Raw genomic sequence first — 24,282 nt, 5'->3', positions numbered from 1 at the left:
GCTGCACGTCGGTCGTGACGGGTCAGGCGATCGGGAAACCGAAGCAGACCGCCTCGGCTCCGGCACCGCCGACGACGTTCGTGATCTCGGCGTAGTCCGACCAGATGGCGGTCTGCGGTCCGTAAGAGACGTCGCCGATCCGGATCTCGCCCGCAGTGATCCACAACAACTGGGTCCGCTCCGCCGAGAGCACGAGCGTGGCATCGTCCTCGTCCCACCGGTGCTGCGAGGCATACACGTCGTTCTCGGTGTAGCGGGCGAGCACCTTGCTGGACAGGCCGTTGCCGTCCGCCCGCCAGGCGAACGCGGCCGGGTTCATGACGATCGGCTGCGGGTAGCGGGGGGTCGGGAACGCCAGTGCCGTCATGCCGAACCGCTTGCGCTTCACCGCCTCGAACACCGCGTTGGCGGCGTCCGCGCGCTGCTCGGCGCCCGTGTCGTCGACGGAGATGTACGTGCCGTCCTCGAACCGGCCCGTCTGGCTGAGCTGCTCGCGCATCTCGTCGTACTCCTGCCGCGTCACCCACGAGTGGCTCCACTGCACCTGGAGGATGGAGCCGCCCTCGATGCGTTCAGGTCCGTAATGCGCGCCGGCGGGGAAGTACGCCACCTGTCCCGCCGGGGCCAGCACGTTGTGGCCGTAGTCGGGGCACCCTTCGAGGGTCAGCCGGAACTGGTCGTAGTCGTGGCGGTGCCGGGGAGCGGTGAACGTCCCGGCACCCTCGGAGAACTTGACGAGATCAGCCGTGTAGCCGACGCCGGGCGCGAGCTCCCCTTCGCGGAGAAACTTGCGGTACACCTCGCCGGAACGGTGGTTGGCGACGGTCTCCCAAGGGACGTCGCCACTGATGAAGGCCTCCATGGTACTCCTGCTCTGGCGCGGATGGGTGATTTTGTATACCGTATCCCTGTACCCTATGGCACGCAACTCTCGCCGATGTGGTGAACGACGGTGAGCTTGCGCGATCTTGCCGCGTGGGTCATTGACTGATATTTGTATATTGGATACCGTATCCAGAATCGAGCGGAGGGAGGGAGTATGCGAAGGTCATTCCTCGCCGGAGTCGGCATGACCTCGTTCGGCAAGTTTCCGGACCAGACCCTGGGGTCGTTGGGCCGGCAGGCATGCGTCGAGGCGCTGAAGGACGCTCACGCCGCCCCGCAGGCGGTGGAGATGATCGCCTGCGGCTGCGCCCGCAGCGGCAGCCTTCAAGCACGCGAGAGTGGCGTCGGTCAGCTTGTCGGGTGGGAGGTGGGCATCCAAGGGGTGCCCGTCTACAACGAGAAGGCGTTCTGCGCCTCGGGGGCCATGGCCTTCAACGTCGCGAACCTGGCGGTGACCAGCGGCGAGCACGACATCGCGCTCGTCGTCGGCGTGGAGCGCATGTCGACCCGTTCCGGGAAGGGGCGCCCGCTGACGTCCGACGGCATGGTGCTGGAGGGCGAGCAGGGCTTCACCCCGCCGGCGTACTACGCGATGGCCGCCCGGCGGCACATGGAGGTGTACGGAACGACCCGGGAGCAGATCGCCGCGGTCGCGGTGAAGAATCGCCGGGCGGCGTCGCTGAACCCCAAGGCGCAGTACCGGGAACCCATCACGCTCGACGACGTGCTCAACGCACGACCCGTCGCCGGTCCGTTGCATCTGCTGGACTGCTGCCCGACGGGCGACGGGGGGGCCGCGGCCGTCATCGTCAGCGAACGGGGAGCGGAGCGGCTGGGCATCGACCCGCAGGTGGAGATCCTGGCATCGGTCGTGGGTAGCGGGTACTACGCCGACCAGCGCCGCGACATGACCTCGTTCACGCTCGACCAGCACACCGCGAAGCGGGCCTACGCGAGGGCGCAGCTCGGCCCGGAGGACATCCACGTCGCCGAGGTCCACGACTCGTTCTCCATCGCGGAGATCATCCACTACGAGGACCTCGGCCTGTGCGAGGCCGGCGAGGGCGGCAAGCTCGTCGAGAGCGGCGACACCTCGCTGGGCGGGCGCCTCCCGGTCAACCCGAGCGGCGGGCTGCTCAACCGCGGTCATCCGCTGGGTGCGACGGGCGTTGCTCAGATCGTCGAGCTGGCCGACCAACTCCGCGGGCGCGCGGGGGAGCGGCAGGTGCCCGGTGCCCGTCACGCGCTCGCCCACATCTCGGGCGGTTTCCAGGAAGGCGACTTCGCGACGTCCGGGATCACCATCCTGTCGCGGATTGGAGCGATCGAGTCGTGATCGTTGGTGAGTTCAGTCTTGGCGCGCCGATCCTGACGGTGAACGAGAGCGGTCGCCACGTCCTGGTCGGCAGCCGCTGCCCAGCCTGTGGCGACGTGCGCCTGCCGTCGCGGACGCTGTGCGGAGCGGATCTGAGCGAGTGCGTGCCGCATGAGCTCAGTGGCGAGGGTACGGTCTACGAGGCGGTGCGGATCGCGCTCGCGCCCGCGGGGTTCGAGGCGCCGTTCTGGATCGGCTACGTCGACCTCGCGGAGGGTCCCCGATACTTCGCGCAGATCGAGGCCCCCGAGGACGCTCCGCCGAGCCATGGCGACCGGGTGACGCTGACCGTCGGGCGGCTCGGGACGTCCGAGGAGCCGTTGCTGGGCCCGATCTTCAGGAAGGTCACAGATGCTCACTGAGGACCTCGACGACAGCCTCCGGGATCTCGCGAGCATGGCCCGGGCGGTCGCCGTCAACAAGATCGGTCCGCTGATCGCCGATGTCGAGCGGTCGGGCACGTTCAGCCCGCAGATCCGCGAGATCCTGGCCTCCGCCGGCTTCTTCGGCATGGTCGTCCCCGAGGCTTACGGCGGCGTGGACAGCGACATCCGCCATCACGGCATCGTGCTGGAGGAGCTGGGCCGGGTGTATCCCAGCGCCTGCACCTACCTCACGGCGCACTGGCTGGCGACGAAGCTCATCGCCCTGAACGCGACCGGACCCGCGGCGCCGTCATGGACCGATTCGGTGCTCACCAAGGCGGCCAGCGGCGAATGGCTGGGCGCCATCGCCGCCACCGAGCCCGAAGCCGGGTCCGATCTCGGCAGTGTGACGACGACGGCGGTGCTGGACGGCGACGTCTGGGTGATCAACGGTACGAAACGGTTCATCACCAACGGCGGGTTCGCCGACTTCTACACCGTCCTCGCCCGCACGGGCGGGCCCGGATCGCGAGGCCTCTCCCTGTTCCTGGTCGAGGCGTCGACGCCGGGCGTGGCCGCCGCACGGTGGGAAGAGAAGATGGGCCTGCACGGCTCGGCCACCGCGGAGATGCACTTCGACGACGTCAGGATCCCGCGCGACCACATCATCGGCGAGGTCGACCGCGGGTTCACGTACCTCATGCGGGGTTTCGACGAAGGTCGCCTGGGAGTCGCGGCGATGAGCCTCGGGATCTCGCAGGGCGCCCTCGACGCGGCCACCCGCTACGCGGCCGAACGCCGGCAGTTCGGCAAGGAGATCGCCAGCTACCAGGGCGTGCAGTTCCTCATCGCCGACATGGCCATCGGCGTGCACACCTCACGCTCGCTGCTCTACGACGCCATGGCGGCACTCGTGGCCGGGCGCGACGACGCCTCGCGGCTCGCCGCCATCGCCAAGACCTACACCACTGACGTCGCCATGCAGGTGACGAGCAACGCCGTCCAGGTGCTGGGCGGGTCGGGATACGTCCGGGACTTCCCAGTCGAGATGCTCATGCGCGACGCGAAGATCGGGCAGATCTATGAGGGCACCAACCAGATCCTGCGCATGGTGATCGCCCGTTCGTACTTCGGCGAGCTGGCCCGTTGAACGCCAACAAGAGGAGGCAACACCCATGAAATCTGACGGCAAGGTAGCGATCGTCGTCGGCGGCGGAAGCGGCATCGGCCGGGCGACGGCCGAACTCTTCGTTGAGAACGGCGCGCGCGTCGCGATCGCCGACGTCAACGAGCAGGGCGCGAAGGAGACCGCGGAACTGCTGCGCAGCAAGGGCGCCGAGGTGTCGGCCTACACCTGTGACATCACGCAGCAGAGCCAGACCGACGAGCTGATCCAGTCGGTGCTCAGCCAGTACGGTGCGCTCGACATCGTGACCAGCACGGTCGGGTGGTCCGACACGACGTTCTTCGCGCAGGAGACCGAGGAGTACTGGCGTCGGATCATCGACATCAACCTCGTCGGTTCCATCTTCCTGAGCCGCTCGGCGCTCGGCCCGTTCAGCGAGCAGAAGTCCGGATCGATCGTGCTGACCAGCTCGGACGCCGGCAAGGTCGGAACCATGGGCGAGACCGTCTACGCCGCGGCCAAGGCCGGTGTCATCGGCTTCGTCAAGTCGCTCGCGCGGGAGATCGCGCGCGACGGCATCCGGATCAACGCCATCTCACCCGGGCCGACCGACACGCCCCTGCTGCGCGCCCAGTCGGATCAGCACGTGATCGAGAAGATGATCCGTGCCGTCCCGCTCAAGCGCATGGGCACGGCGGCCGAGCAGGCGGGGGCCATCGTCTTCCTCGCCTCGGACGCGGCCAGCTACATCACCGGGCAGACCCTGAGCGTCAGCGGCGGGCTGACGATGACGTCGTGACGCCGCCGGCCTTCGCGCTGCCCGTCGAGGAAGGCGCGAGCAAGGTTCAGGATCTCGCGACGGCCATTCGCACGTTCGTCGAGCCCGGCATGACGTTGCACGTCGGTTACTCCGACGCGCGGCCCAATGCGGCGCTGCTCGAGATCGCGCGGGCCTTCGCCGGGCGTGACCCTGGCTTCACCCTGGTCACCGCCGGGTTGGTCAACATCCAGCACGCGCTCGTCGAGCTCGGCTTGGTCCGCAAGGTCGTCGCGTCGTTCGCGGGCGAGAACTATCCCGTCGCCCGCCCCAACCCGGCGCTCGTACGGGCGATCCGCGACGGCCGCGTGGAGATCGAACACTGGTCGCTGTGGAGCCTGGTCGCCCGCCTGGCGGCCGGCGCGCTCGGCGTGCCGTACTTCCCCGTGCGGTCGATGGCCGGCAGCACCATGGGCGTCGAGGCGTCGGCGCGCGGGGAGCTCGTCGAGATGAGCGTCGGCGACGATCCGCTCGTCCTGGTGAAGGCGCTCCGGCCGGACATCGTGGTGCTGCACGGTGCGGCGGCGGATGCGCACGGCAACGTGGTGCTGGCGGCGCCCTACGGTGAGAGCCAGTGGGGCGCGCTGGCCGCGACGCGCGGGGTCATCGCGTGTGTCGAGCGGATCGTCACGACCGAGCAGCTTCGGCGGATGAACAAGCTGACGCGAATTCCCGCGCACGTGGTCCGTGCCGTGTGTGTGACGCCGAACGGCGCCCATCCCTACGGCTTCAACAACCCGGGCGTCGACGGCATCAGCAGCTATGTCGAGGACGCGCAGTTCATGGCGGACACCCTGCGGGCGAGCCGGGATCCCGCCGACTTCAAGCGGTGGATCGACGAATGGGTCCTCGGCGTCGGTGACCACGACGGCTACCTCGCCAAGCTCGGGCCCGATCGCCTGAGTGCCCTCAACCGCCGGCACACCAGCGACGAGTGGCACGTGCCGGCCGATGAGGCAGGCGCGGTCCCCGCGCCGGCCAACGCCACGGAGACCCAGGTCGTGGTGGCGGCCCGGCGGCTGCGTACCGCTGTCATGCGGCGGGGACACGACGCCGTCCTGGCCGGAGTCGGCCTGGCGAACCTCGCGTCCTGGATCGGCGCCCGCGACCTGCGCGGCCGTGGCGTCGATGTCGAACTCATGGCCGAGATCGGGCTGTTCGGCTACTCGCCCCGCCCCGGCGAGCCCTTCATCTTCGCCGGGCAGAACGTCCCGACCAACAAGCTGCTGACGGACGTGATGGGCGTGCTCGGAACGTTCGTGTCGGGCCCTGGCACGAAGACGATCGGCATGATCGGCGCGGGGCAGGTCGACCGGACCGGCGCCATCAACTCGACGGTTGCCGACAACGGTGATTTCATCGTCGGATCCGGTGGCGCCAACGACGTGCTCTCGGCCGCCGACGAGGTGATCGTCTGCGTCGGTCACGGTGCCACACGACTCGTCGACAAAGTGCGGTACGTGACGTCACCCGGAGCGAAGGTCTCCACGATCGTCACCGACCTGTGCGTCTTCGAGCGAGCCGCGGATGGCGAGTTCGTCCTGACCGCGCTGCTTCCCACGGTCGGTGGGAGCCAGGACGAAGCCATCGAGCTCGTGCGGGAACGCACGGGATGGTCGTTCCCCGTCGCCGACGACCTCGCGATCGAAGCGCCGCCCACCCCGGCCGAGCTGGCCGACCTCCGGGCGTTCGACCCGAAACGCCTGTTCCTGCGCGACCGCACCGCCTGACGTCCGTCCCGGCCGGCCTCTTCAAGGGCCCGTTCGGGGCACACCGAAGCCCCGGGCATCCTCACGACGAGGATGCCCGGGGCTTCGGCGTGCCTGCGGCGGCGGTGCTCAGCGGCTCGCGCGCGGTTGACGGCGCTGCCCACCCCGAATCGGGTGGTATGGCATTGTCGTATCCGGCTGCTTCGTTCCGCAGGGGAGGAACTGAAGATATGGCGGGAGACGGGGACCCCGGCATTCGATCGAGATCAATCACTCGCAATATTGGCGAAGCGTTCCGGTTGAGCTGGAGAGCGGCGCCGCGGCTCTGCGTGGCGACGATCGCCGGCCCCCTGCTGCAGTCATTGCTCATCGGCGCTCAGTTGCTGCTGATCCAGCGGCTGGTCGAGCTCGTCGCTGACGACGACGGCGGTCGCGTGGGCACGGCGCGCGCGGCAGCACCCGTCGTCGGCCTCATGGTGGCCGGCCTGATCGTCATGCTCATCATCGGCAATGCGCAGTCGCTCATCCGTGACCTGCTCACCGAGCAGGTCCGCCAGGCGAGCGCGCGGCGAATGCACCGGGCCATCGGCAGGCTTGAGCTGATCGACTACGAATACCCGCAGACCCACGATCGGGTGATGCGCGCGTCGAGCACGGACTTCCGTCCGGCGCAGGCCGTGCGGAGCCTTACCGCCATCATCGATTCGGCCGTCAGGATCATCGTGGTGATGGTCGCGGTCGTCGTGATCCAGCCGCTGCTCGTGCCGGCGCTGCTGGCCCTGGCGATTCCGGTGCTCATCGTGTCACGGCTCATGGCCGGTGACCGCTACGACTTCTTTACCCAGATGACGCCGCTGGAACGGCGCCGGCTGTACTACTCGCGCATGCTCACCGCGCGGGAGCCTGCGGCGGAGACTCGGGCGTTCGGCCTCGTCGAGGAGTTCGGCCGGCGGTACGACAACCTGTCCGTCCAGCGCCTGGTGGAGCTACGCACGACGCTGCGCCGGCAGTGGCGCCGGATGCTCGGCGGGCAGCTGGCGTTCGCGCTGCTCGTCGTCGGCGGTGTCGCGGTCCTCGGCTGGTTCTACCTCAGCGGTCGCGCCAACCTCGGCTCCGCCATCGCCGCCGCCGTCGGACTCGCCCAGGTCGTGCACATGATCGGTGCGCTCTCCTGGCCGGTGAGCGAGATGACGGAGGCCGGCCTCTTCCTCAATGACCAGCGCGTGTTCCTGGAGCAGGTGCAGCGCCGGCAGCCGGCGCGGGGCGATGCCGGGCAACGCGGCGTTGCGCCGCTACGGTCGCTCACCGTCAAGGACGTCTCGTTCACGTATCCGTCCGGGACCGCTCCCGCGCTCGATCGCGTCAGCTTCACCGTCGAGGAGGGGCAGATCATCGCGCTGGTCGGCCCGAACGGGTCCGGGAAGACGACCATCGCCAAGATCATCGGGATGCTGTACCGCCCGGACGAGGGCACCGTGCTGTGGAACGGTGAGAGCACCGAGCAGTTCGCCGCCGTCGCGCTGCGTGGCCGGATCGCCTGCGTCTTCCAGGACTTCCAGACGTACGCGGAGACCGTCCGTGACAACGTCACCATCGGCGCCATCGACCGGCCCGTCGACGAGGGGCGCGTCGCCTGGGCGTTGCGGGCGGCCGGGTTCGGCGATGGAGAGCTGGAGCTGGAGCGCATCATCGGCCCGGAGTACGAGGGCGGCACCGACCTGTCCGGCGGGCAGGCGCAACGGCTCGCCGTCGCCCGGGCCCTCTACCGCGGAGCCGATCTGCTCATCCTCGACGAGCCGACCTCCGCCCTCGACGCGCGGGCCGAGCACACCCTGCTCAGCGAACTGCGGGCGCACCGCCGCACCACGGTGCTCGTCTCACACCGGCTCGCCAACGCCGCCGCCGCGGACCGCATCCTCGTGTTCGGCGCGGGCCGCGTGATCGAAGAGGGCAGTCACGAGGAGCTGATGGCGCTCGGCGGGGTGTACCGGGAGCTGTACCAGCTCCAGGCGGACCTCTACGCGCACGGGCGGGGTGACATCTCGATCTCGTACGCAACGACGCAGGAACGTGAACTGGGGACACGCTGACCGTTACCGAACCCGGCAGCACGGCTGCGCGTGCTGTTCGCGAGAAGGGGCGCCGTGAATCTTCTTCCTATTTCCTTGGCGCTGTCAGCGGCACTCATCCATGCGTGCTGGAGCCTCGTGAGTAAGCGCCTGTCGCGGTACGACCCCACGGCGTTTGTCTGGTTGGCATCACTCGGCTCACTGCTCGCGTACGCCCCGATCGTGATCCTGTTGACCGGGAGCTCGGCGTTTCAACCGTCCGGAATGCAGGCCGTTTTCATGGCCGGCAGCATCTTGATCAACCTCGGGTATTTCGTGATCACACAATACGGGTACCGCGACGGCGACCTTTCCTCCGTCTATCCCATCGCCCGCGGAACCGGTCCGATTCTGGCAACCCTTGGCGGCATGCTGTTGTTCGGTGAGCTGCCCAGCGTCCTCGGTGTCGCCGGCTTGCTTGCCGTGGCTACGGGCGTAATGGCGATCGGCCTGCTCGGCAGGTCCGCTGATCGGCATGGGGTCGCCCGGATCGGCCCCCCGTTCGGCTTCACCTATGCCCTGCTGTCCGGGGTGGCGATCGCCGGCTACACGCTGTGGGACCAACACGCGGTCGGAGCGCTGGCGGTTCCCCCATTGCTCCTCAACGCGGTGGATGATGCCAGCCGCGTCGTGCTGCTCGGGCCAGTGGTCTTCCGAAGCTGGCATGGAGTGCGGAAGTTGTGGAGTGAGTGCCGGCTGTTGATCGTGGCTTCAGGGACCTTGATGCCGCTGCCCTACCTCCTCTTTCTGTACGCACTGCGTCTGGCGCCGGCCAACGTCGTGTCGCCGGTACGCGAAGTCAGTGTGGTGCTGGTGGTGCTCGCCGGCGGAAGGTTCCTGGCCGAGGGGCAGATGCGTTTCAAGTTGCTGGCATCCGCGGCGGTTCTGTGCGGGCTGGTGACGCTCACCGTCGGCGCATGACCTGGCCGTTATTGACCCAAAGCCCGTGACACGGTGTCGTGAATCATCTCGTCAAAAGGCGGACGGTTCTGCAAGATCTGGGAAAGCTCCGCTCGATCGAACCAAGCGTATTCGGTGTGCTTGTCCCACTCGATCTTTGGATCGGTCAGGTCCCCGCCGACCTCGACCACGAAACTCACCTCGTGGCGCCGCACGCCGTCGTTGCCCGTCCAGAGCACCAAGCCGAGATCCCGGACGACCCGTTCGAGTGTCCACCCGGTCTCCTCGAGAATCTCCCGCGCGAGCGCCTCGTGCAGTGTCTCACCAGATTCCACGTGACCGGCCACGATGTCCCAGCACCCCGGAAAGAGCGACCGGTTCTCCCCGCGCCGTTGCAGAAAAGCCCGTCCACGCGAGTCGATGATGACGGCTCCGACACACCAGACCTGGCCTGCGTCGGGCACCGTTCTCAACTCGTACATGCCGGTACTGACGTGATCTCAGTAAGGATTCGGTAGGTACCGGTATTCGAAATGGGTGAGGACGAGGCCGGCGCGGCCGGTGTCGCCGACGGTGCGTGGGCTGGCGGTGGTGTGGCGTGGGCTGCGCCAACGGCCGGTGAGCAGGGCGAAGCCGCGTTCGCCGGGTGCGCGTTTGGCGCGCAGCAGCGCGTTGAGGCCCGGTTGTCCGGGGCCAGTCGGGTACCGTCGGCGGGCTGCTTGAACGGGGTGTGTATGCCGCGTCTGGCGCCTTCGTAGCCGGTATCGGCCAGGGTGGGTAGGTGCAGCTGGGACGCCGTCCAGTACAGCGCGCCAGGGATGTCGTGCAATTGGGCGCAGCTACAGTCGTGCAGATGCCCTGGTGCTGCGTCGGAGGTCCACACTGGCAGCCCATCCGGGCGCATGACTGCTTGGGTGTTGGCGCCGAAGTCACGGTGCTTGCCGGCGTACCAGGCGTCGATCGTGTCACCCTTGACGCTGGTCGTGGTCTCGGCGAGGCGGTCGGTGGCGAACAGTTTGCCGTCGAGGATGACGTGCGACCAGCCCTCATCCGCCACCCGTTTCAGCGCCTCGTGCAGGTTAGGAGCCTGGGCGACCAGCACCTTGATGCCCTCGGCGACATACCGGTACGCGGTGGCCCGGGAGACGCCGAACCCGGCCCCGAGCAGGGACTTGTCCTCGTTCTTACGGAACCAGACCAGCACCAGTAGCGCTTGGTACCAGCAGGTCAGCGCCCAGGTCCCGCGGCGGGTGCCGCGGGTACGGCATTCGGTGGCCGGCAGGCGCGACACGTGGCGGACCAGTTCCCTCGGCACGTCCAGGATGGCACGATAGGCGGTCACGGGCGGACTCCTCATCCGTAGGTGGATCTTGTGGTAAGAACTCATCTATCGAGGGCTTCGCCCCACTTCCAGTATTGTCCGACGTGGACGGTACGCCCATGTCGATCAAATCCCGACGGCATTCCTCGCTGAGATCACGTCATTGACTGCCGTTCGGGGCGGTGGTTGCGGTCGGGTTCTGGGATAATGGCATGCATGGGGCAGCTGCAACTGTTTTCCAGGACGGAGTTGGCTGCCATGCGTGACCGTACGAGGTCGCGTCGTTATTCTCCGGCGAAGGAGCAGTTCCGCCGGGAGCATGCGCGGCATCGGGATTGGGGTCTGGCCAGGCGGCACGCCGAGAAGCTGCGCCGCGTGCGTGGTGACACCCCGCCGGTGGTCAGCGACCAGCGCGGCGGAACGGTGCAGGGGCCGGTGCCGCCCTCGCCGTCTCCGCCGGTCACTCCGCCGCCGTCTCCGCCGGTAACCCCGCCGCCGTCGCCGTCGGTCACGCCGTCTGGCCAGGCACGACGTTCCGCGAGCAGCGCCGCGGCAAACGACTGCGATGCCGCGCCGCGCCAGGTGGACGGCGAGGGGCGGCCTGGTCCTGTCCCGAAGCGTCGTCGCGCATCCACGCCGGAACTCGTCCGGGGAAGGCCGTACCCGCCACAGCTGCGCCGGCCAGCCGGTCCGGCAACGCATCGAACGGTCGGCGGCAGTGCACGGCCACCGGTGTATCGCGGCCGGCTTTCGACAATGCCGCGCACGGCCGATCGGCATGTCCGCCGAATACCCGGCACGGCAGGAACAAGCAACCACTGCCCCCATGCACCGCCGGTGCGGATTCCTGAATGACGTGACCTCAGCGAGAACGCCGCCGGGATGTGACCGCCACGAGCATACCGTCCACGTCGGACAGTGTTGAAAGCTGGGCGAAACCCTCGGCGGATGAGTGTTCACCACAAGACCTACCTACGGATGAGGAGTCCATCCGTGGTCGCCTATCGTGCGGTCCCTTGACGTGCCGAGGGAGCCGGTCCGCCACATGTCGCGCCTGCCAGCCACCGAACGCCGCACCCGCCGTGCCGCGGCGGAACCCGGGCGCTGGCCTGCTGCCACCAAGCGCTGCTGGTGCTGGTGTGGTTCGGTAAAAACGAGGACAAGTCCCTGCTCGGAGCCGGGTTCGGGCGTCTCCTAGGCCGCCGCATACCGGGATGTCGCCGAGGGGATCGAAGCGCTGGCCGCGGTACCCGACTGGCCCCGGGACAACCGGGCCTGCAACGCGCTGCTGCGCGCCGAACGCGCACCCGGCGAACGAGGCTTGGCGCTGCTCACCGGCCGTTGGCGCACCTACGCCACTCCACCGCCAGCCCGCTCACCATCGGCGACACCGTTCGCACTGGTCTCGTCCTCGCCCATTTCGAATACCGGAACCCACCGAACCCTTGCTGAGATCACGACACTGTAGTTCCGGTTGTTCGCGGCCCGATTCGCCGCCACCCGTCAGGCGGGGACGACCGTCACCGGGAGCTTCGTCGGGCTGAGCATCACCCACGGGTTGCGGTGGACGGTCGCCGCGGTGTCGACGGCGATCTCGCGGTAGCGCCGCAGCAGCGACTCCATCGCGATCCTCGCCTCCAGCCGGGCCAGCGGCGCGCCGAGGCAGAAGTGGATGCCGTGCCCGAACGTCAGGTGCGGGTTGGGGTCGCGGCGGATGTCGAAGCGCTCCGGTTCGGCGAAGACCCGGCTGTCGCGGTTCGCGGCCGCGAGCCACGGGATGACCATGTCACCGGCCGCGACCGGCTGGCCGCCGATCATCGTGTCGGTGCTCGCCAGCCGCGCCAGCCGCGGGAACGGCGTGCGCAGGCGCAGGACCTCCTCGATCGCGTCGGGCAGGAGCGCCGGGTCGGCCCGCAGTTCGGCGGCCGCGTCCGGGTGCTCGTCGAGAGCGACGACCGTGTTGCCCAGTGTCGCCGTCGTCGTGATGTGCCCGGCGAGCAGCAGCAGCCCGACGAAGCCGATGATCTCCTCGTCGGAGAGCCGCTCGCCGTCGGCTTCGGCCCGCACCAGGTTGCCGGTGAGGTTGTCCGCCGGCGTTTCCCGGTGCGCCCGCACGTGTTCGAGCAGGTACGCGTTCATCTCGTGCAGCACCGGCGCGACCGCGTTCAGCGCACGGTCGTCCGTCAGCCGGGTGAGCGGCTGGTCCGGGCCGATCTCCGGCCGCTCGAACAGCGCGTCGGCCCACCGCCGGAACACCGGCCGGTCCGCCGCCGGGATGCCCAGCAGTTCGGCGATGACGATGACCGGCAGCGGGTACGCCAGGTCGTCGACCAGGTCGAAGCGCTCCTCACCCGCCTGCTCGTCCAGCAGTTCGGCGGTGACGGCGGTGATGCGCGGTGCCAGGCCCGCCACCACACGCGGGGTGAACGCGCGGCTCACCAGCCGCCGCAGCGAGTCGTGCCGGGGCGGGTCCATCTGCACGAAGTTGCCGCGCCGGAACAGGTCGAGATCCTCCTGCCGGGGCTGCAGATCGCCCAGGTCGGAGGAGAACGTGTGCGGGTCGCCGAGGACGGCCGAGACCTCGGGATGCCCGAGCACCATCCAGGCGCGCTGCCGTTCGTCGAAGTGCACCTCGCCCTCGCGGCGCGACCGCTCCAGCCAGGTGAACAGGTCGGGCAACGTGGGTGCCGTCATCGCCGATCACTCCCCTCCGGGTCGTCGGCGCCGCCTACCCGCCCGGCGAATCCTCAAACCGGGTCGCCCGTGGCACGACGTCCAGCGCCCGGTCGACCAGGTGGGCGGCGGCGCCGGTGTAGCGGGCCGGGTCGCAGAGGTCGTCGAGGTCCAGGGCCTTCGCCGCCGGCTCGCCGGAAAGCACCTCCGCGAGGGACCGGCCGCCCCGGTCGGCCTCGACCGCCGCCCAGGACAGCAGCCGGCGGGCCTCCGCCTTGCCCAGCGCCGGGGTCAGCGCCGCCGCGAGGCGCTCGGACACCACCTGCCCGCCGGTGCGGGCCAGATTCTCGAGCATCCGGTCCGGGCGCGGCCGCAGACCCTCGGCGAGCTGAGCGGCCGTGTGCGCCGCACCGCCGGTCAGCCGGAGCGCCTCGCGCAGCAGCGGCCACTCCGCGTGCCAGCCGCCCGCCGAGCGCTCGTCCTCGCCGAGCAGCGCCTGGGTCAGGCCGGTCGCGAGGACCGGCACCTGCAGGGCGGCGGAGCGGACGAGAGTGGCGAGGACCGGGTTGCGCTTGTGCGGCATCGCCGACGAGCCGCCACCGGCCGGCTCGACGACCTCGCCGATCTCCGTGCGCGCGAGCGTCAGCACGTCGACCGCGAACTTGCCCAGCGCGCCGGCGGTGAACGCCAGAGCCGCGCCGAGGTCGGCGATCGGGGTGCGCAGCGCGTGCCAGGGCAGCGCCGGGCTGGCCAGCCCGGTCTCGTCGGCGAAGGCGGTGGCCAGGTCGTCGGCGTACTGCGGCTGCGCCGGCTCGCCGTCGAGGCGTGCGTACTCGAGGTAGCCGGCCAGGGTGCCGGCCGCGCCGCCCAGCGAGACCGGCAGGCCGCCGTCGAGGAGCCGCGCCAGCCGCACGTCGGCGTCCAGGACCAGCTGCCGCCAGCCGGCCGCCTTCAGCCCGAACGTCGTCGGTACCGCCTGCAGCGCGAGGGTCCGGCCGGCGACGGGTGTGTCCCGGTGGGCCGCGGCGAGGCCGGCCAGCCCGTCGGCCGTGCGGGCCAGGTCGTCGCGGATGAGCCGCAGCACCCGGGCCGCGACCAGCATCGCGCCGGTGTCGAGGATGTCCTGGCTGGTGGAGCCGCGGTGCACGTACTCGGCGGACGGCGGGTCGACCTCGGCCACCCGCGCGGTGAGCGCCGCGACCAGCCCGACGACCGGGTTGGCGGTCTCGCGGGCGGCGAGCGCGAGCGCCCGCTGGTCGAACAGTTCGGCGCGGGCGGCGCGGGTGATGACGGCGGCGGCCTGCGCGGGCAGCCGGCCCAGGCGGGCCTGGGCCCGCGCGAGCGCCGCCTCCGCGTCGAGCATCGCCTGCAGCCACGCCCGGTCGTCGACGAGGTCCTCGACGGGCGTGCCCGCGCTCACCGGGCGCAGCAGGCCGCTACTCACACCACCACCCCCGTGAACGACGGGGCGGACCGGGGCACGGCCGCTGGTTCCAGGGCCCGGACCGCGGCCGCGATCGCGTCGGCGTCGCCGAGGGTCACCGAGTCGACACCGGGCCGGATGCCCGCCGCCGTGACCCAGTGGACGGACTCGGTCGGCACGCCGTAGGCGAACCGGCGCGGATGGGCCTGGTCCTGGCCGTCGACGACGTGGTACGGCCGCATGGTGACCGCGAGCCCACCCGTCTCGTAGAAGCCGCCGCCGGCGCACGGGATGCGGTACGGGCGACACTGCTCGGTGTCGAGCATGTGGCGCAGCAACGGATCCGCCGTACGGCGAAGGTCGACGTCGTGCAGCCGCGCCTCGACGAGCGCCCTGGCCCGTACCGGCTCGTCCGGCACCGCCGCGGACACCGCCACGAACGCGGGATCCTCGGTGTCCACGAGGATCTGGGTGCCGGGCCCGGTCAGCTCAACCACCCCGCTGTCGATGACGGCGGCGAGCTCCTCGATCCGCGACGCGGGCGGGCCGATCGACAGGAACGCGTTGAACGGCGTGTACCAGGAGCTGAGCTCGTCGCGGTACGAGTCGCCGTCGAGGCCGCCGTGGTCGACCACCAGCCGGATCTCGTTGCGCAGGTCCCGCAGCACGTCCAGGGCCGCCTTGAGCGGGCCGCTGACGTTGCCCAGCCGGGCCTGTTCGACGTCGCGCGCCAGGTGCTCCAGCACCCAGGCGCGGAACTCGGCCCGCCCGGCGAACTTGCGCCGCCCGGCCGGCCGGGCCAGCCGCTCCCAGTCCCAGCGGTCGGCGGCGGCGACGTCGTGCTCGTCGAGCAGCCGCTCGGGATCGGCCACGTATTGGGCGGTGAACGCGGCCCGGTCGTCCGGGCGCAGCAGCGTCGCGTAGTACACGCTCTCGACTTCGGCGGCGATGAGCGGCCACAGGTCACGGCCGAAGCGCAGGGTGCCGTGCCGCTCCCGCAGCCGCGCGATCGCCTCGGGCGTGAGCACCCGGGGCATGTGCCGGTCCGACGTGCCCTTCTCGTTCTCGCCCCGGGCATGCGAGGGCACCCCGCGCCGCGAGCTGGCGAACAGGCGCGGCTCGCGGCCGCTCGGGAGGTACCGCAGCCGCCCGCCCTCCCGCTCGAAGCGCCCGCCGCGCCCGGCCGTCAGCAGCGCCAGGTAGTCGAAGAAGTTCAGCCCCAGCCCGCGGATCAGCACCGGCGCGCCCGGCTCCAGGGCGTCGAGGTCGACGTCGGCCGGGTTGGCCTGGGTGACGTAGTTGAGCCGGTGCACACGGGCCAGGCTCGCCGCCCGGGCCTGCGCCGGTGGCAGCAGCGACGGCACGTGCCCCTGCGCCAGGACCACCGCGTCGAGGTGGTGCAGCCGCGTGCCGTCGGCCAGCCGGACGCCCTGCGGTCCGCCGGGCACGCCGGTGGTGTCGGCGATCGCGACCGCCCGCGACCGGTGCATCCGCAGGGTCACGTGCGCGGGCGCCGCCGCCACGACACTGGCGAAGCTGTCGGCGAGGTACCGGCCGTACAGGGCCCGGCTCGGGTAGTCGTCCGGCCCGAGGCGCTGCACCTCGGCCAGGGTCTCGTCGTCGGCGTCGCTGAGCGGGCCGAGCAGCGCGAGCTGCTTCGCCCATTCGTAGAGGCTGGGCCCCGGCTCGATCGGCCCGTCGATCCGCACGCTGTGATCGGTGTAGACGGTGATCTGCGCGGCGACCGTGTTCGTCAGCAGCAGCCGCGACTGGTTCGTGCGCCAGACGGCGCCGGGCCCGGCCTCCAACGGGTCGACGATGTGGACGGTCACGGCCGTGAACGCCGGCTCGCGCCGCTCCTGCGCGCAGAGCCGCTCCAGGACCGCCAGCCCGCGCGGCCCGCCGCCGATGATGCACAGGTGGAACTGTCCGCCGTTCACCGCGCCACCCCGATCCGCTCCTCGTGCATCCATGCCACCTCGTCGTGCAGTTGCTCGGCCGTCATCGCGGCGAGCATTCGGTTGCGGGCCTGCGCCGCGGCACCCTCCGGGTGCCACAGCCGGATGCTCTCCCGCGAGATCCGCTGGATCGCGGCCGTCCGGTCGCGCCGCCGCTCCTGGTACTCCACGAGCCCGGCCGGGCCCCGGTCGACCAGCTCCGCCAGCAGGACGGCGTCCTCGAGGGCCTGGCAGGCGCCCTGGGCCGCGTAGTGCAGCATCGGGTGGGCCGCGTCGCCGAGCAGGGTCACCCGCTCGTCGCACCAGACGTCGACCGGCTCGCGGTCGACGAGCACCCAGGCGCGCCATTCGCGGCCCAGGTCGAGCAGGTGCCGGGCGGCCGGCAGCCGCTGGAACTCCTGGCGCACCCGCTCGGTCGTCGCGGGGACGCCGGCGAACGCCTCGGTCACGCCGTCATCGCTGCTCGCGGCGAGGTTGAGGAACCGGCCACCGCCGATCGGATAGTGCACGAAGTGGCACTTCGGCCCGGCCCACCAGGTCACCGCGGCGCTGCGTAGCGCAAGCGGCACCTCCTCGATGGGGATGATCGCGCGGTACACGGTGATGCCCGAGACTCTCGGTTCACCGTCGCCGACGAGCTGCTCGCGGATCGCGGAGTGGATGCCGTCGGCGCCGACGAGCAGGGTGCCGGTGATCCGCTCGCCGCTCGCGAGGACGGCGGTGGCGCCGGTGGTGTCCTTTGTGTAGCCGGTGACGGGGCTGGCGGCGCGCAGTTCGACGTCGGGCGAGTTGCGGCAGGCGTCGAGCAGCAGGCCGTAGAGGTGGCCACGGTGGACGACGGCGTAGGGACTGCCGAAGCGGCGCTGATACGTGTCGGTCAGCGGCATGCTCACCACGTGTGCGCCGGTGACGCCGTCCATGAAGCGCAGCTCGTCCATCGGCGTGGCGATCGGGCGTACCGCCGTGGCGAGCCCCAGCCGGGCCAGGGCGTGCAGGCCGTTGGGGGCCAGCTGGATCCCGGCGCCGAGCTCGGCGAACTCGGCGCTGCGCTCCAGCACGCTCGCGCGGTGGCCGCGGGCGGAGAGGGCCAGCGCGAGCGCGAGCCCACCGATCCCGCCGCCGACGATGACAACGTTCTCGCTCATCGCTCGGCGCTCCCCAGCCGGCGGGCCAGCTCCAGCCGCTTGATCTTCGTCGTGGCGGTCTGGGGCAGGTCGGCGAGGCGCCACTGCACCGGTTCCGCCATCGCCGGCAGGGCGGACACGGCGGAGTGCCACGCGGCCCGGTCCAGCGGCCGGTCGCCCTTCGTGCACACGACCGGCACCGGCGTGCCGTCGGCGCCGGGCACGATGATGACCTCGGCCAGCTCGGCGAGCCGGCCGAAGAGGTGGTCCTCGGCGGCGAGCGTGCTGCCGAAGCCCGGGATCTCGTCGACCTCGCGGTCGAGCAGGTGCAGGCAGCCCCAGCGGCCGCGGTAGCCCAGGTCTCCCATCCGCCACCAGGATCCGTCGCGCTGGCCGTCGTAGCGCTGCTGCTCGCCGAGGTACGTCAGGACCCGGCCGTCGGTGCTCACCTCGATGAAGCCGGGCGAGGACGCGGTCACCTTCCGGCCGTCGCGGCTCACCACCCGCATGCCGGTCATGCCGGGGAAGGGGCGGCCGACGCAGCGGCCGTCGGCATCCAGCGCGCGGCGCCGGGTGAAGGCGCGCGCGACGACGGGGCCGACCTCGCTCTGGCCGTACAGCTGCCCGAAGACCGGGAACCGGTGATCGGACGCGCCCAGCATGCGGTGCACGGTGCGCGGGTGGATCGCGTCGAACGTGCTGCTGAAGTACTTCACGCCCGCCAGTGGCCGGCGCGGGTCCTCCGCCAGCTCCTCCCACCGCATGAACGTGTTCGGGTGCGCCTCCAGCACGCCGGGACGCACCTCGGCGAACAGGTCGGCGACCCGGTCCGGCTCGTCGTCGGCGAGCACGACGAGCGGGAACCCGCGCAGCAGCGTGATCGCGAGCGCGGTGAACAGCCGGGAGTGCACGAATGACACGTGGATGGCGACCGGCCGCCGGCGCCGCACGAGCGCGGCGACCGACGCCTGCGGCCGGTACCGCGCCTGCAACGTCCGTCCTGTGTGGACGGCCAGCTTCGGCGTGCCCGTCGTGCCGGAGGTGTGCGTCACGAGCGTCGGGTGTTCCGGCGCCACCGTCACCGCCTCCTTGCGCGGCACGTCGCTGAGCTGCCCCAGCTCCACGACGTCGAGCACCTTGGCGGCGATGGTGGCGATGTCGCGCGGGAGGTCGTTGTCGAGCTTCGCCCGGTCGGTGAGCAGGAACGGCCGGTCGACCCGGCGGACCAGCTCCGCGACCGTCGCGCCGTCGAGCTTGGGCGACAGCAGCACCGGTACCGCACCGATGCGCGCGACCGCGCACGCCAGCAGCGTGATGTCGAAGCCGTCGGACTTGTGGACCACCACCCGGTCACCGGTGCGCACGCCTACGGCCCACAGCCGCGACGCCGTGTCGGCGACGAGCTCGGCGAGCCGCGCGACGGTGGTCCGCCGGCCGAGTTGCGGTGCGATGGCGAGGTCGTGGTCGAGGATCACGGGGTTATCCGGGTGGCGCGCCGCGGCCCGCTCGAACAGCGTGCCGAGCCGGATGCCGCGGTTGCCGATGCGCTGCAGGAACATGCGTCCTCCGTCACGCCTTCTCGATGACCACTTTGACGCGCTGGAGGGTGTCGGCCAGGTCCGACTGCACCTTGGCGCCCCACTCGGCGAAGAATCGTTCGCGCTCGGCCGAGTTCATCTCAGAGGTGATTTTGCGAATGCCCTCGGTGGCGCGACCCATCCGGAAGTGGTGGACCAGCGTCGATCCGTCTCCCTCGGGCGCGACCTCGAAGGACCACACGCTGTCCTGGGTGTTCCCGGCGCTGTCGCGCATCGCCCAGCGGAAGGCCCGGCCCGGCTCGGCGGCGACGACCTCGGCCTGGGTGGTCCAGGCGCCTCGCACCACGGGTGCCCAGGCGACGATGTCCTCGCTGCGCAGGTTCTCACCCTGGAAGACCGCGCCGACACTGCCCGGCGCGCCGGAGATCCAGCGGCCGCCGGTGCATTCGATGCTCCACTCGCCGCTGCGCGGCAGGTCACTGACGACGGCGTAGACGTCGGCGGGCCGCGCGGCGACGCGAATCTCGGCGCGGGACTCGAATAGCGGACTGTTCTGAGGTTCGGCCATGCCAGAAATGGTGTGTGGCCACGTTTTGCGCGGTCAAAGCTCGCGGTCCTGGTCCGTCAGGTCACCTCCTGGCGGCCGGGCCTCGCGGCTCGCCGTCCACACGAAATGATCACGGAACCTCGGTGCTGCGTGACAGCACCGGGGTTCCGTGATCACGGTTGAGCAGAGGGCGTGGCTACGGCAGGAATGCCGCCGCGTGGTCGTGGGCCCACTCGGCGAACGTGCGGGCCGGGCGGCCCGTCACGCGTTCGACGACGTCCGTCACCTCGTACGGCACGCCGTCGGTCGAGGCCCAGTAGCCGATCGTCGCGTCGATCACCCACTCCGGCACGATCTGAGCCAGGGTCGCCCGGCCCTCCTCGGGGGTCTGCTCCTGCACCCGGACCGGCCGGCCCGTCGCCTCGGCGATCAGCTCCGCCTGCCGGCGTTGCGTCACGGACTCCGGGCCGGTGATCAGATAGCGCTCGCCCTCGTGGCCCGGCGTCGTCAGGGCCGCGGCGGCGACCGCGGCGATGTCCAGCTCGTGGATCGCGTCGCTGTGCGACTCGGCATACGGGAACCGGACGACGCCCTCCTCGCGGATCGAGCGGTCCCAGCCCCACAGCAGCACGTTGCTCGCGAAGTTGTCCGGCCGCAGGTAGGTCGTTGCCAGGCCGGAGGCGTCCAGCGCCTGCTCGACCGCGCGGTGCATCTCGGCGATCGGCTTACGGGCCGGGATCCGGTCCAGCACCGTGTCCGACGACAGCAGCACCACGTGCTCGACCCCGGCCGACCGGGCCGCGGCCACGAACGCGTCGACACCTTGCGGTACCGCGTAGAGGAACACCTTGCGGACGCCCGCGAGGGCGGCCGGCAGGCTCTCGGGGTCGGTCAGGTCGGCCCGGACCGTCTCGACGCCGGCGGGCAGTGTGAGCCGGCCCGGGTCGCGGCCGGTCGCGCGGACCCGGGCGCCGGCGGCGAGCAACTCGTCGACCACGGCTCGGCCGACCTGGCCGCCACCGCCGAAGACGAGGATGGGATCGGTGACAGTCATCTGCTGGGACCTCCGGAGTGCTCGACGGTGCGTTCGGGCTGCCGCTGCCGCGGCACGGTCACGTCGCGGCGGCGGGCGGTGGAGAAGCGGCGGGTGATCGGCCGCTCCACGGCGGTGTAGAGCAGCGCGGAGAGCCCGATCGCCACGGCGAGCTCGGCGACGAGCAGCCCGACGGCGGCGGGAGTGCCGAACGTGCGGCCCAGCAGCGATCGGCCGGCGACCAGCACGATGAAGTGCAGCAGGTAGAAGGCGAACGAGATCTCGCCGAGCCAGCGGGCGGTGCGGCCCCGGAACGGGGTGAACCGGCCATCCGCGTCGGCGGTCGCGGCCGCGGTGATGAGCAGCACGATCGGCACGATGGCGACGACACGCTGACCGTACAGGTACGGCACGAACGACGCCAGTGGGACGGCTACGACCAGCAGCAGCGTGGACCAGCCGAGCCCGATACCCCGCCAGCGTCCACTGAGGACGGCGCGGGCGACCAGGATGCCGAGCGCGAAGTCGAGCAGCCGGACGGGTGGCAGGAAGTACGCGAACCAGTACTGCGACTCGGACGCCTCCCACCCGCCGGGGACACCCGGGGTCGATGGGAACACCAGGTAGGTGACGAGCGGCGTGGCGGCGATCGCGGCGAAGGTGCCGGCGATCCAGTACTTCAGCCGGTCCTCGCGGATCCGCTTCGCGAGCAGCAGCAGCAACGGGAACGCGGCGTAGAAGAACGCCTCAGCCCCCAGCGACCAGCTCGGCGGGTCGACGCTGATGTTGACGAAGAAGTCGGGCACCCAGACCTGCAGCATGAAGAGGTTGAGCACGGCCTGCCAGGTCGGGGTGTACGCGGCCGCGAACACCACCATGGCGAGGATCCAGGCGACCACGTAGTTGGGGTAGATCTTGACCAGGCGGCGGCGCCAGAACGCCCCGGGCGTGTCCTGCTCGCGCGCCGACCAGGTCAGCACGAAGCCGCTGAGCACGAAGAAGAACGTGACGCCGATCGCGCCGAGCTGGGCTCCCGCCGTGGCGAAGCGACCCGCGACGCTCTGGTCGGCGAGGAGGCTGGTGCTCGGCAACTGCAGCGACGCGTGGTACACGAAGACGAGCAGGGCCGCCGGGAACCGTAAGCCTGTCAGGGAGGGCAGCCGGGAGGGCCGGTCGAGGGTGGTCATCGAGCACCGTCCTGTCGGGAAGGGATGGGTGGCGAGCCGAGCCGGGTGCGCGGGGTGCCGTGCGGTGCCCCGTCACCGCTCGGCAGCACACGGTTCGGCAGTGGTGGTGCCCCGGCGTCGTCGCCGGCGATCAGCACCGGGTGGCCCCGCGGGCCGCGTGGCACGCTGAACTGGCCGGTGATGCCGAAGCCGGCGTCGCGGTCAGCGGCCCGCCGGGCCTGGCGGCGCAGAGCCGCCAGGCCGCAGGGTGTAGTGGCGGCTCAGCCAACGCTGATCGCCTGCAGCTTCTCGTAGAGGTACTGCGACGCCGAGATCTCCGGGTGCTCGACCCGGCCGATCGGCGGTGCGAGGGAGGCGATGCGCGCGTCGCGGTCGCTGACGTAGAAGAACACCAGCGAGACCAGGTCCTCATCGGGCGCGGTCGCCTGCGGCGGGAGCACCCGGTGACGGGTGGAGCGCCAGCGGTCGCCGGTCCAGCGAGCCATCAGGTCGCCGATGTTGACCGTGAAGGCCGCCGGGTCGTACGGCGCGTCCTCCCACTCGCCCGCGGCGCTGAAGACCTGCAGGCCGCCGACGCCGGGCTCCCGGTCGAGCACGGTGACCGTGCCGAAGTCGGTGTGCGGGGCGATCCGGAACTGCCCGTCCGACGGCGGCCCGACCTCGTCCAGCGGCGGGTACCGGTTGATGTTCAGCGTGTACTTCGGGTGCCGGGTGTGGGTGGTGAAGTGGTCGGCGGGCAGGTCGAGGGCCGCGGCGAAGATCGTCAGCAGGTCGTCGGAGAGCGCACGCATGCGATCCATGTACTCGCGGGCGGCGGCCTCGAGCTCGGGCACGGGGGCCGGCCACACGTTCGCCGGGTGCCAGCTCAGGTCGGCCGCCGGGTCGCCGGCCTCGACGGAGGAGCCAACGGAGTAGGACTCCTTGAGGTCCGGCGGTGACTCCACGCCCTCGAGGTAGCCGTTGGCCTCGACACCGGGGGCGAGCCAGCCGCGACCGCCGACCGGCACCGCGTACGGCCGCTTCTGCTCCTCGGGCAGCGTGAAGAACCGCCGCGCGGCGGCGCGGGTGCGGTCCCGCAACTCGGTCGGCACGCCGTGCCCGGTGACGAGCAGGAAGCCCGACACCTGCAACGAGCGGTCGATCTGGGCCGCCACGGCGGCGCGGTCGGCCGGTGAGCCGGAGAACCACGGCTCCAGGTCGACCAAGGGGATACTGCTCATCTCGTCGCCTCCTTCGTTAACTTCCTATTACTCCTACCGGAGAGATAGGTAAAACCGCATGATTCGCCCCAAGGTGGGCCTTTCAGGACGGGCTCAGGACGTGTGGGCGTCCTCGCGCAGTCCCGGGAACAGCTCGCGGCCCACGACCCGCAGCAGCTCCAGCTGCTTCGCGTTGTGGCTGCCGGGTGAGGCGGTGAACAGCAGCAGGTGCTGGTCCTCGGCCGGGGACAGCAGCTGCTCGCAGTTGAGATCGATCACGCCGACGGTCGGGTGGATGACCCGGATGTTGCCCTGCCGGCGCACGCCCACCTCGTGGCGCTCCCAGAGCGTCTCGAACTCCTCGCTCGCCGCCCGCAGCCGCCGCACCAGGTCGAGCGCGGCCGGATCGCCGCTGCGACGGGCCAGCGCGGCGCGCAGGTCGGCCACGTGCAGGCGACCGTAGTAGGCCTGGTCCTCGACCGGATACGCGGCCCTGATGGACGGGTCGGTGAACCACCGCCAGACGATGTTGCGGTTCTGCGGCTGGGTGGAGCACACGCCGCCGAACAGCGACTCGGCGAGCGCGTTCTGCGCGAGCAGATCGCCGATGTCGTTGAGGATCTGGGCCGGTGCGTCGGTCAGCCGGTCGAGCAGGAACAGCAGTCCCGGACGTACGTGGTTGCCGGCCTGCCGGCCGATCGGCGGCCGGTGCCCGGCGAGCAGGTAGAGGTGGTCGCGCTCGTCGTCGTTGAGCCGCAGCGCCCGGGCCAGCGGCGCGAGCAGCTGCGTCGACGGCTGCGGGCTGCGGGCCTGCTCGAGCCGCATGTAGTAGTCGGCCGACATGCCGGCGAGCTGCGCGACCTCCTCGCGGCGCAGGCCGGGCGTGCGGCGCCGGGCGCCGGCGGACAGCCCGACGTCCTGCGGCTGCAGCCGCTCGCGGCAGCGGCGGAGGAAGTCGGCGAGTTCACGGCGGTTCATGCTGCCCATGATGGAC

General features: G+C 70.9%; 20 protein-coding genes. 7 read left to right on the top strand and 13 right to left on the bottom strand.

What is annotated here, in order from left to right; all coding sequences use genetic code 11:
- Nucleotides 1-22 precede the first annotated feature (22 nt).
- Nucleotides 23-862 carry a hypothetical protein gene (locus AB0367_RS04875; RefSeq protein ID WP_366224834.1) on the bottom strand — a complete coding sequence of 280 codons (840 nt, stop codon included), beginning with the start codon at nucleotides 860-862 and terminating at the stop codon, nucleotides 23-25.
- Between the two features lie 177 nt (nucleotides 863-1,039).
- Here AB0367_RS04875 and AB0367_RS04870 point away from each other — a divergent pair, with 177 nt between their 5' ends.
- The 7 genes from AB0367_RS04870 to AB0367_RS04840 all read left to right on the top strand — a co-directional run bounded on the left by AB0367_RS04870 (nucleotide 1,040) and on the right by AB0367_RS04840 (nucleotide 9,306).
- Nucleotides 1,040-2,221: a thiolase family protein gene (locus AB0367_RS04870; RefSeq protein ID WP_366224833.1), complete on the top strand. Its 1,182-nt coding sequence runs from the start codon at nucleotides 1,040-1,042 to the stop codon at nucleotides 2,219-2,221.
- A complete protein-coding gene (locus tag AB0367_RS04865; protein ID WP_366224832.1) occupies nucleotides 2,218-2,622 on the top strand; it encodes an OB-fold domain-containing protein in 405 nt (134 codons plus the stop codon). The genes AB0367_RS04870 and AB0367_RS04865 overlap by 4 nt, the downstream gene beginning before the upstream one ends.
- Nucleotides 2,612-3,775 carry an acyl-CoA dehydrogenase family protein gene (locus AB0367_RS04860; protein WP_366224831.1) on the top strand — a complete coding sequence of 388 codons (1,164 nt, stop codon included), beginning with the start codon at nucleotides 2,612-2,614 and terminating at the stop codon, nucleotides 3,773-3,775. The genes AB0367_RS04865 and AB0367_RS04860 overlap by 11 nt, the downstream gene beginning before the upstream one ends.
- Nucleotides 3,776-3,800: 25 nt before the next feature.
- Nucleotides 3,801-4,550 carry an SDR family NAD(P)-dependent oxidoreductase gene (locus tag AB0367_RS04855; protein WP_366224830.1) on the top strand — a complete coding sequence of 250 codons (750 nt, stop codon included), beginning with the start codon at nucleotides 3,801-3,803 and terminating at the stop codon, nucleotides 4,548-4,550.
- The gene (locus AB0367_RS04850; protein ID WP_366224829.1) at nucleotides 4,547-6,298 is read left to right on the top strand and encodes a CoA-transferase; all 1,752 of its coding nucleotides are present in this window, start codon (nucleotides 4,547-4,549) and stop codon (nucleotides 6,296-6,298) included. The genes AB0367_RS04855 and AB0367_RS04850 overlap by 4 nt, the downstream gene beginning before the upstream one ends.
- Before the next feature lie 278 nt (nucleotides 6,299-6,576).
- On the top strand, nucleotides 6,577-8,367 hold the full coding sequence (locus tag AB0367_RS04845) for an ABC transporter ATP-binding protein (RefSeq protein WP_366224828.1): 1,791 nt from the start codon (nucleotides 6,577-6,579) through the stop codon (nucleotides 8,365-8,367).
- A 54-nt stretch (nucleotides 8,368-8,421) separates the two neighbouring features.
- Nucleotides 8,422-9,306 carry a DMT family transporter gene (locus tag AB0367_RS04840; protein WP_366224827.1) on the top strand — a complete coding sequence of 295 codons (885 nt, stop codon included), beginning with the start codon at nucleotides 8,422-8,424 and terminating at the stop codon, nucleotides 9,304-9,306.
- Between the two features lie 8 nt (nucleotides 9,307-9,314).
- Here AB0367_RS04840 and AB0367_RS04835 read toward each other — a convergent pair whose 3' ends face one another.
- The 12 genes from AB0367_RS04835 to AB0367_RS04780 form a co-directional block, all read right to left on the bottom strand.
- On the bottom strand, nucleotides 9,315-9,767 hold the full coding sequence (locus AB0367_RS04835) for an NUDIX domain-containing protein (protein ID WP_366224826.1): 453 nt from the start codon (nucleotides 9,765-9,767) through the stop codon (nucleotides 9,315-9,317).
- Entirely contained in the window at nucleotides 9,755-10,627 is an 873-nt protein-coding gene (locus AB0367_RS04830) for a transposase family protein (protein WP_366224825.1), read from the bottom strand. The genes AB0367_RS04835 and AB0367_RS04830 overlap by 13 nt, the downstream gene beginning before the upstream one ends.
- Nucleotides 10,628-12,109: 1,482 nt before the next feature.
- Entirely contained in the window at nucleotides 12,110-13,300 is a 1,191-nt protein-coding gene (locus AB0367_RS04825; RefSeq protein ID WP_366224824.1) for a cytochrome P450, read from the bottom strand.
- A gap of 34 nt (nucleotides 13,301-13,334) precedes the next feature.
- On the bottom strand, nucleotides 13,335-14,723 hold the full coding sequence (gene pcaB / locus AB0367_RS04820; protein ID WP_366224823.1) for a 3-carboxy-cis,cis-muconate cycloisomerase: 1,389 nt from the start codon (nucleotides 14,721-14,723) through the stop codon (nucleotides 13,335-13,337).
- Nucleotides 14,720-16,642: an FAD/NAD(P)-binding protein gene (locus AB0367_RS04815; protein ID WP_366224822.1), complete on the bottom strand. Its 1,923-nt coding sequence runs from the start codon at nucleotides 16,640-16,642 to the stop codon at nucleotides 14,720-14,722. Before AB0367_RS04815 ends, pcaB begins: the two co-directional genes overlap by 4 nt.
- On the bottom strand, nucleotides 16,639-17,805 hold the full coding sequence (locus AB0367_RS04810) for an FAD-dependent monooxygenase (RefSeq protein WP_366224821.1): 1,167 nt from the start codon (nucleotides 17,803-17,805) through the stop codon (nucleotides 16,639-16,641). Before AB0367_RS04810 ends, AB0367_RS04815 begins: the two co-directional genes overlap by 4 nt.
- A complete protein-coding gene (locus AB0367_RS04805; RefSeq protein ID WP_366224820.1) occupies nucleotides 17,802-19,343 on the bottom strand; it encodes a class I adenylate-forming enzyme family protein in 1,542 nt (513 codons plus the stop codon). Before AB0367_RS04805 ends, AB0367_RS04810 begins: the two co-directional genes overlap by 4 nt.
- A 10-nt stretch (nucleotides 19,344-19,353) precedes the next feature.
- On the bottom strand, nucleotides 19,354-19,890 hold the full coding sequence (locus tag AB0367_RS04800; RefSeq protein WP_366224819.1) for an SRPBCC family protein: 537 nt from the start codon (nucleotides 19,888-19,890) through the stop codon (nucleotides 19,354-19,356).
- Between the two features lie 175 nt (nucleotides 19,891-20,065).
- On the bottom strand, nucleotides 20,066-20,923 hold the full coding sequence (locus AB0367_RS04795) for an NAD(P)H-binding protein (RefSeq protein ID WP_366224818.1): 858 nt from the start codon (nucleotides 20,921-20,923) through the stop codon (nucleotides 20,066-20,068).
- On the bottom strand, nucleotides 20,920-22,089 hold the full coding sequence (locus tag AB0367_RS04790) for an acyltransferase (protein WP_366224817.1): 1,170 nt from the start codon (nucleotides 22,087-22,089) through the stop codon (nucleotides 20,920-20,922). The genes AB0367_RS04795 and AB0367_RS04790 overlap by 4 nt, the downstream gene beginning before the upstream one ends.
- 260 nt (nucleotides 22,090-22,349) lie before the next feature.
- Nucleotides 22,350-23,309 carry a 2-oxoglutarate and iron-dependent oxygenase domain-containing protein gene (locus AB0367_RS04785; RefSeq protein ID WP_366224815.1) on the bottom strand — a complete coding sequence of 320 codons (960 nt, stop codon included), beginning with the start codon at nucleotides 23,307-23,309 and terminating at the stop codon, nucleotides 22,350-22,352.
- A gap of 93 nt (nucleotides 23,310-23,402) precedes the next feature.
- On the bottom strand, nucleotides 23,403-24,266 hold the full coding sequence (locus AB0367_RS04780) for a helix-turn-helix transcriptional regulator (RefSeq protein WP_366224814.1): 864 nt from the start codon (nucleotides 24,264-24,266) through the stop codon (nucleotides 23,403-23,405).
- Between the last annotated feature and the right edge of the window lie 16 nt (nucleotides 24,267-24,282).

The sequence above is a fragment of the Dactylosporangium sp. NPDC051484 genome (assembly GCF_040689395.1).
Classification (GTDB): domain Bacteria; phylum Actinomycetota; class Actinomycetes; order Mycobacteriales; family Micromonosporaceae; genus Dactylosporangium.
This window is presented reverse-complemented; position numbering and strand designations above follow the sequence as displayed.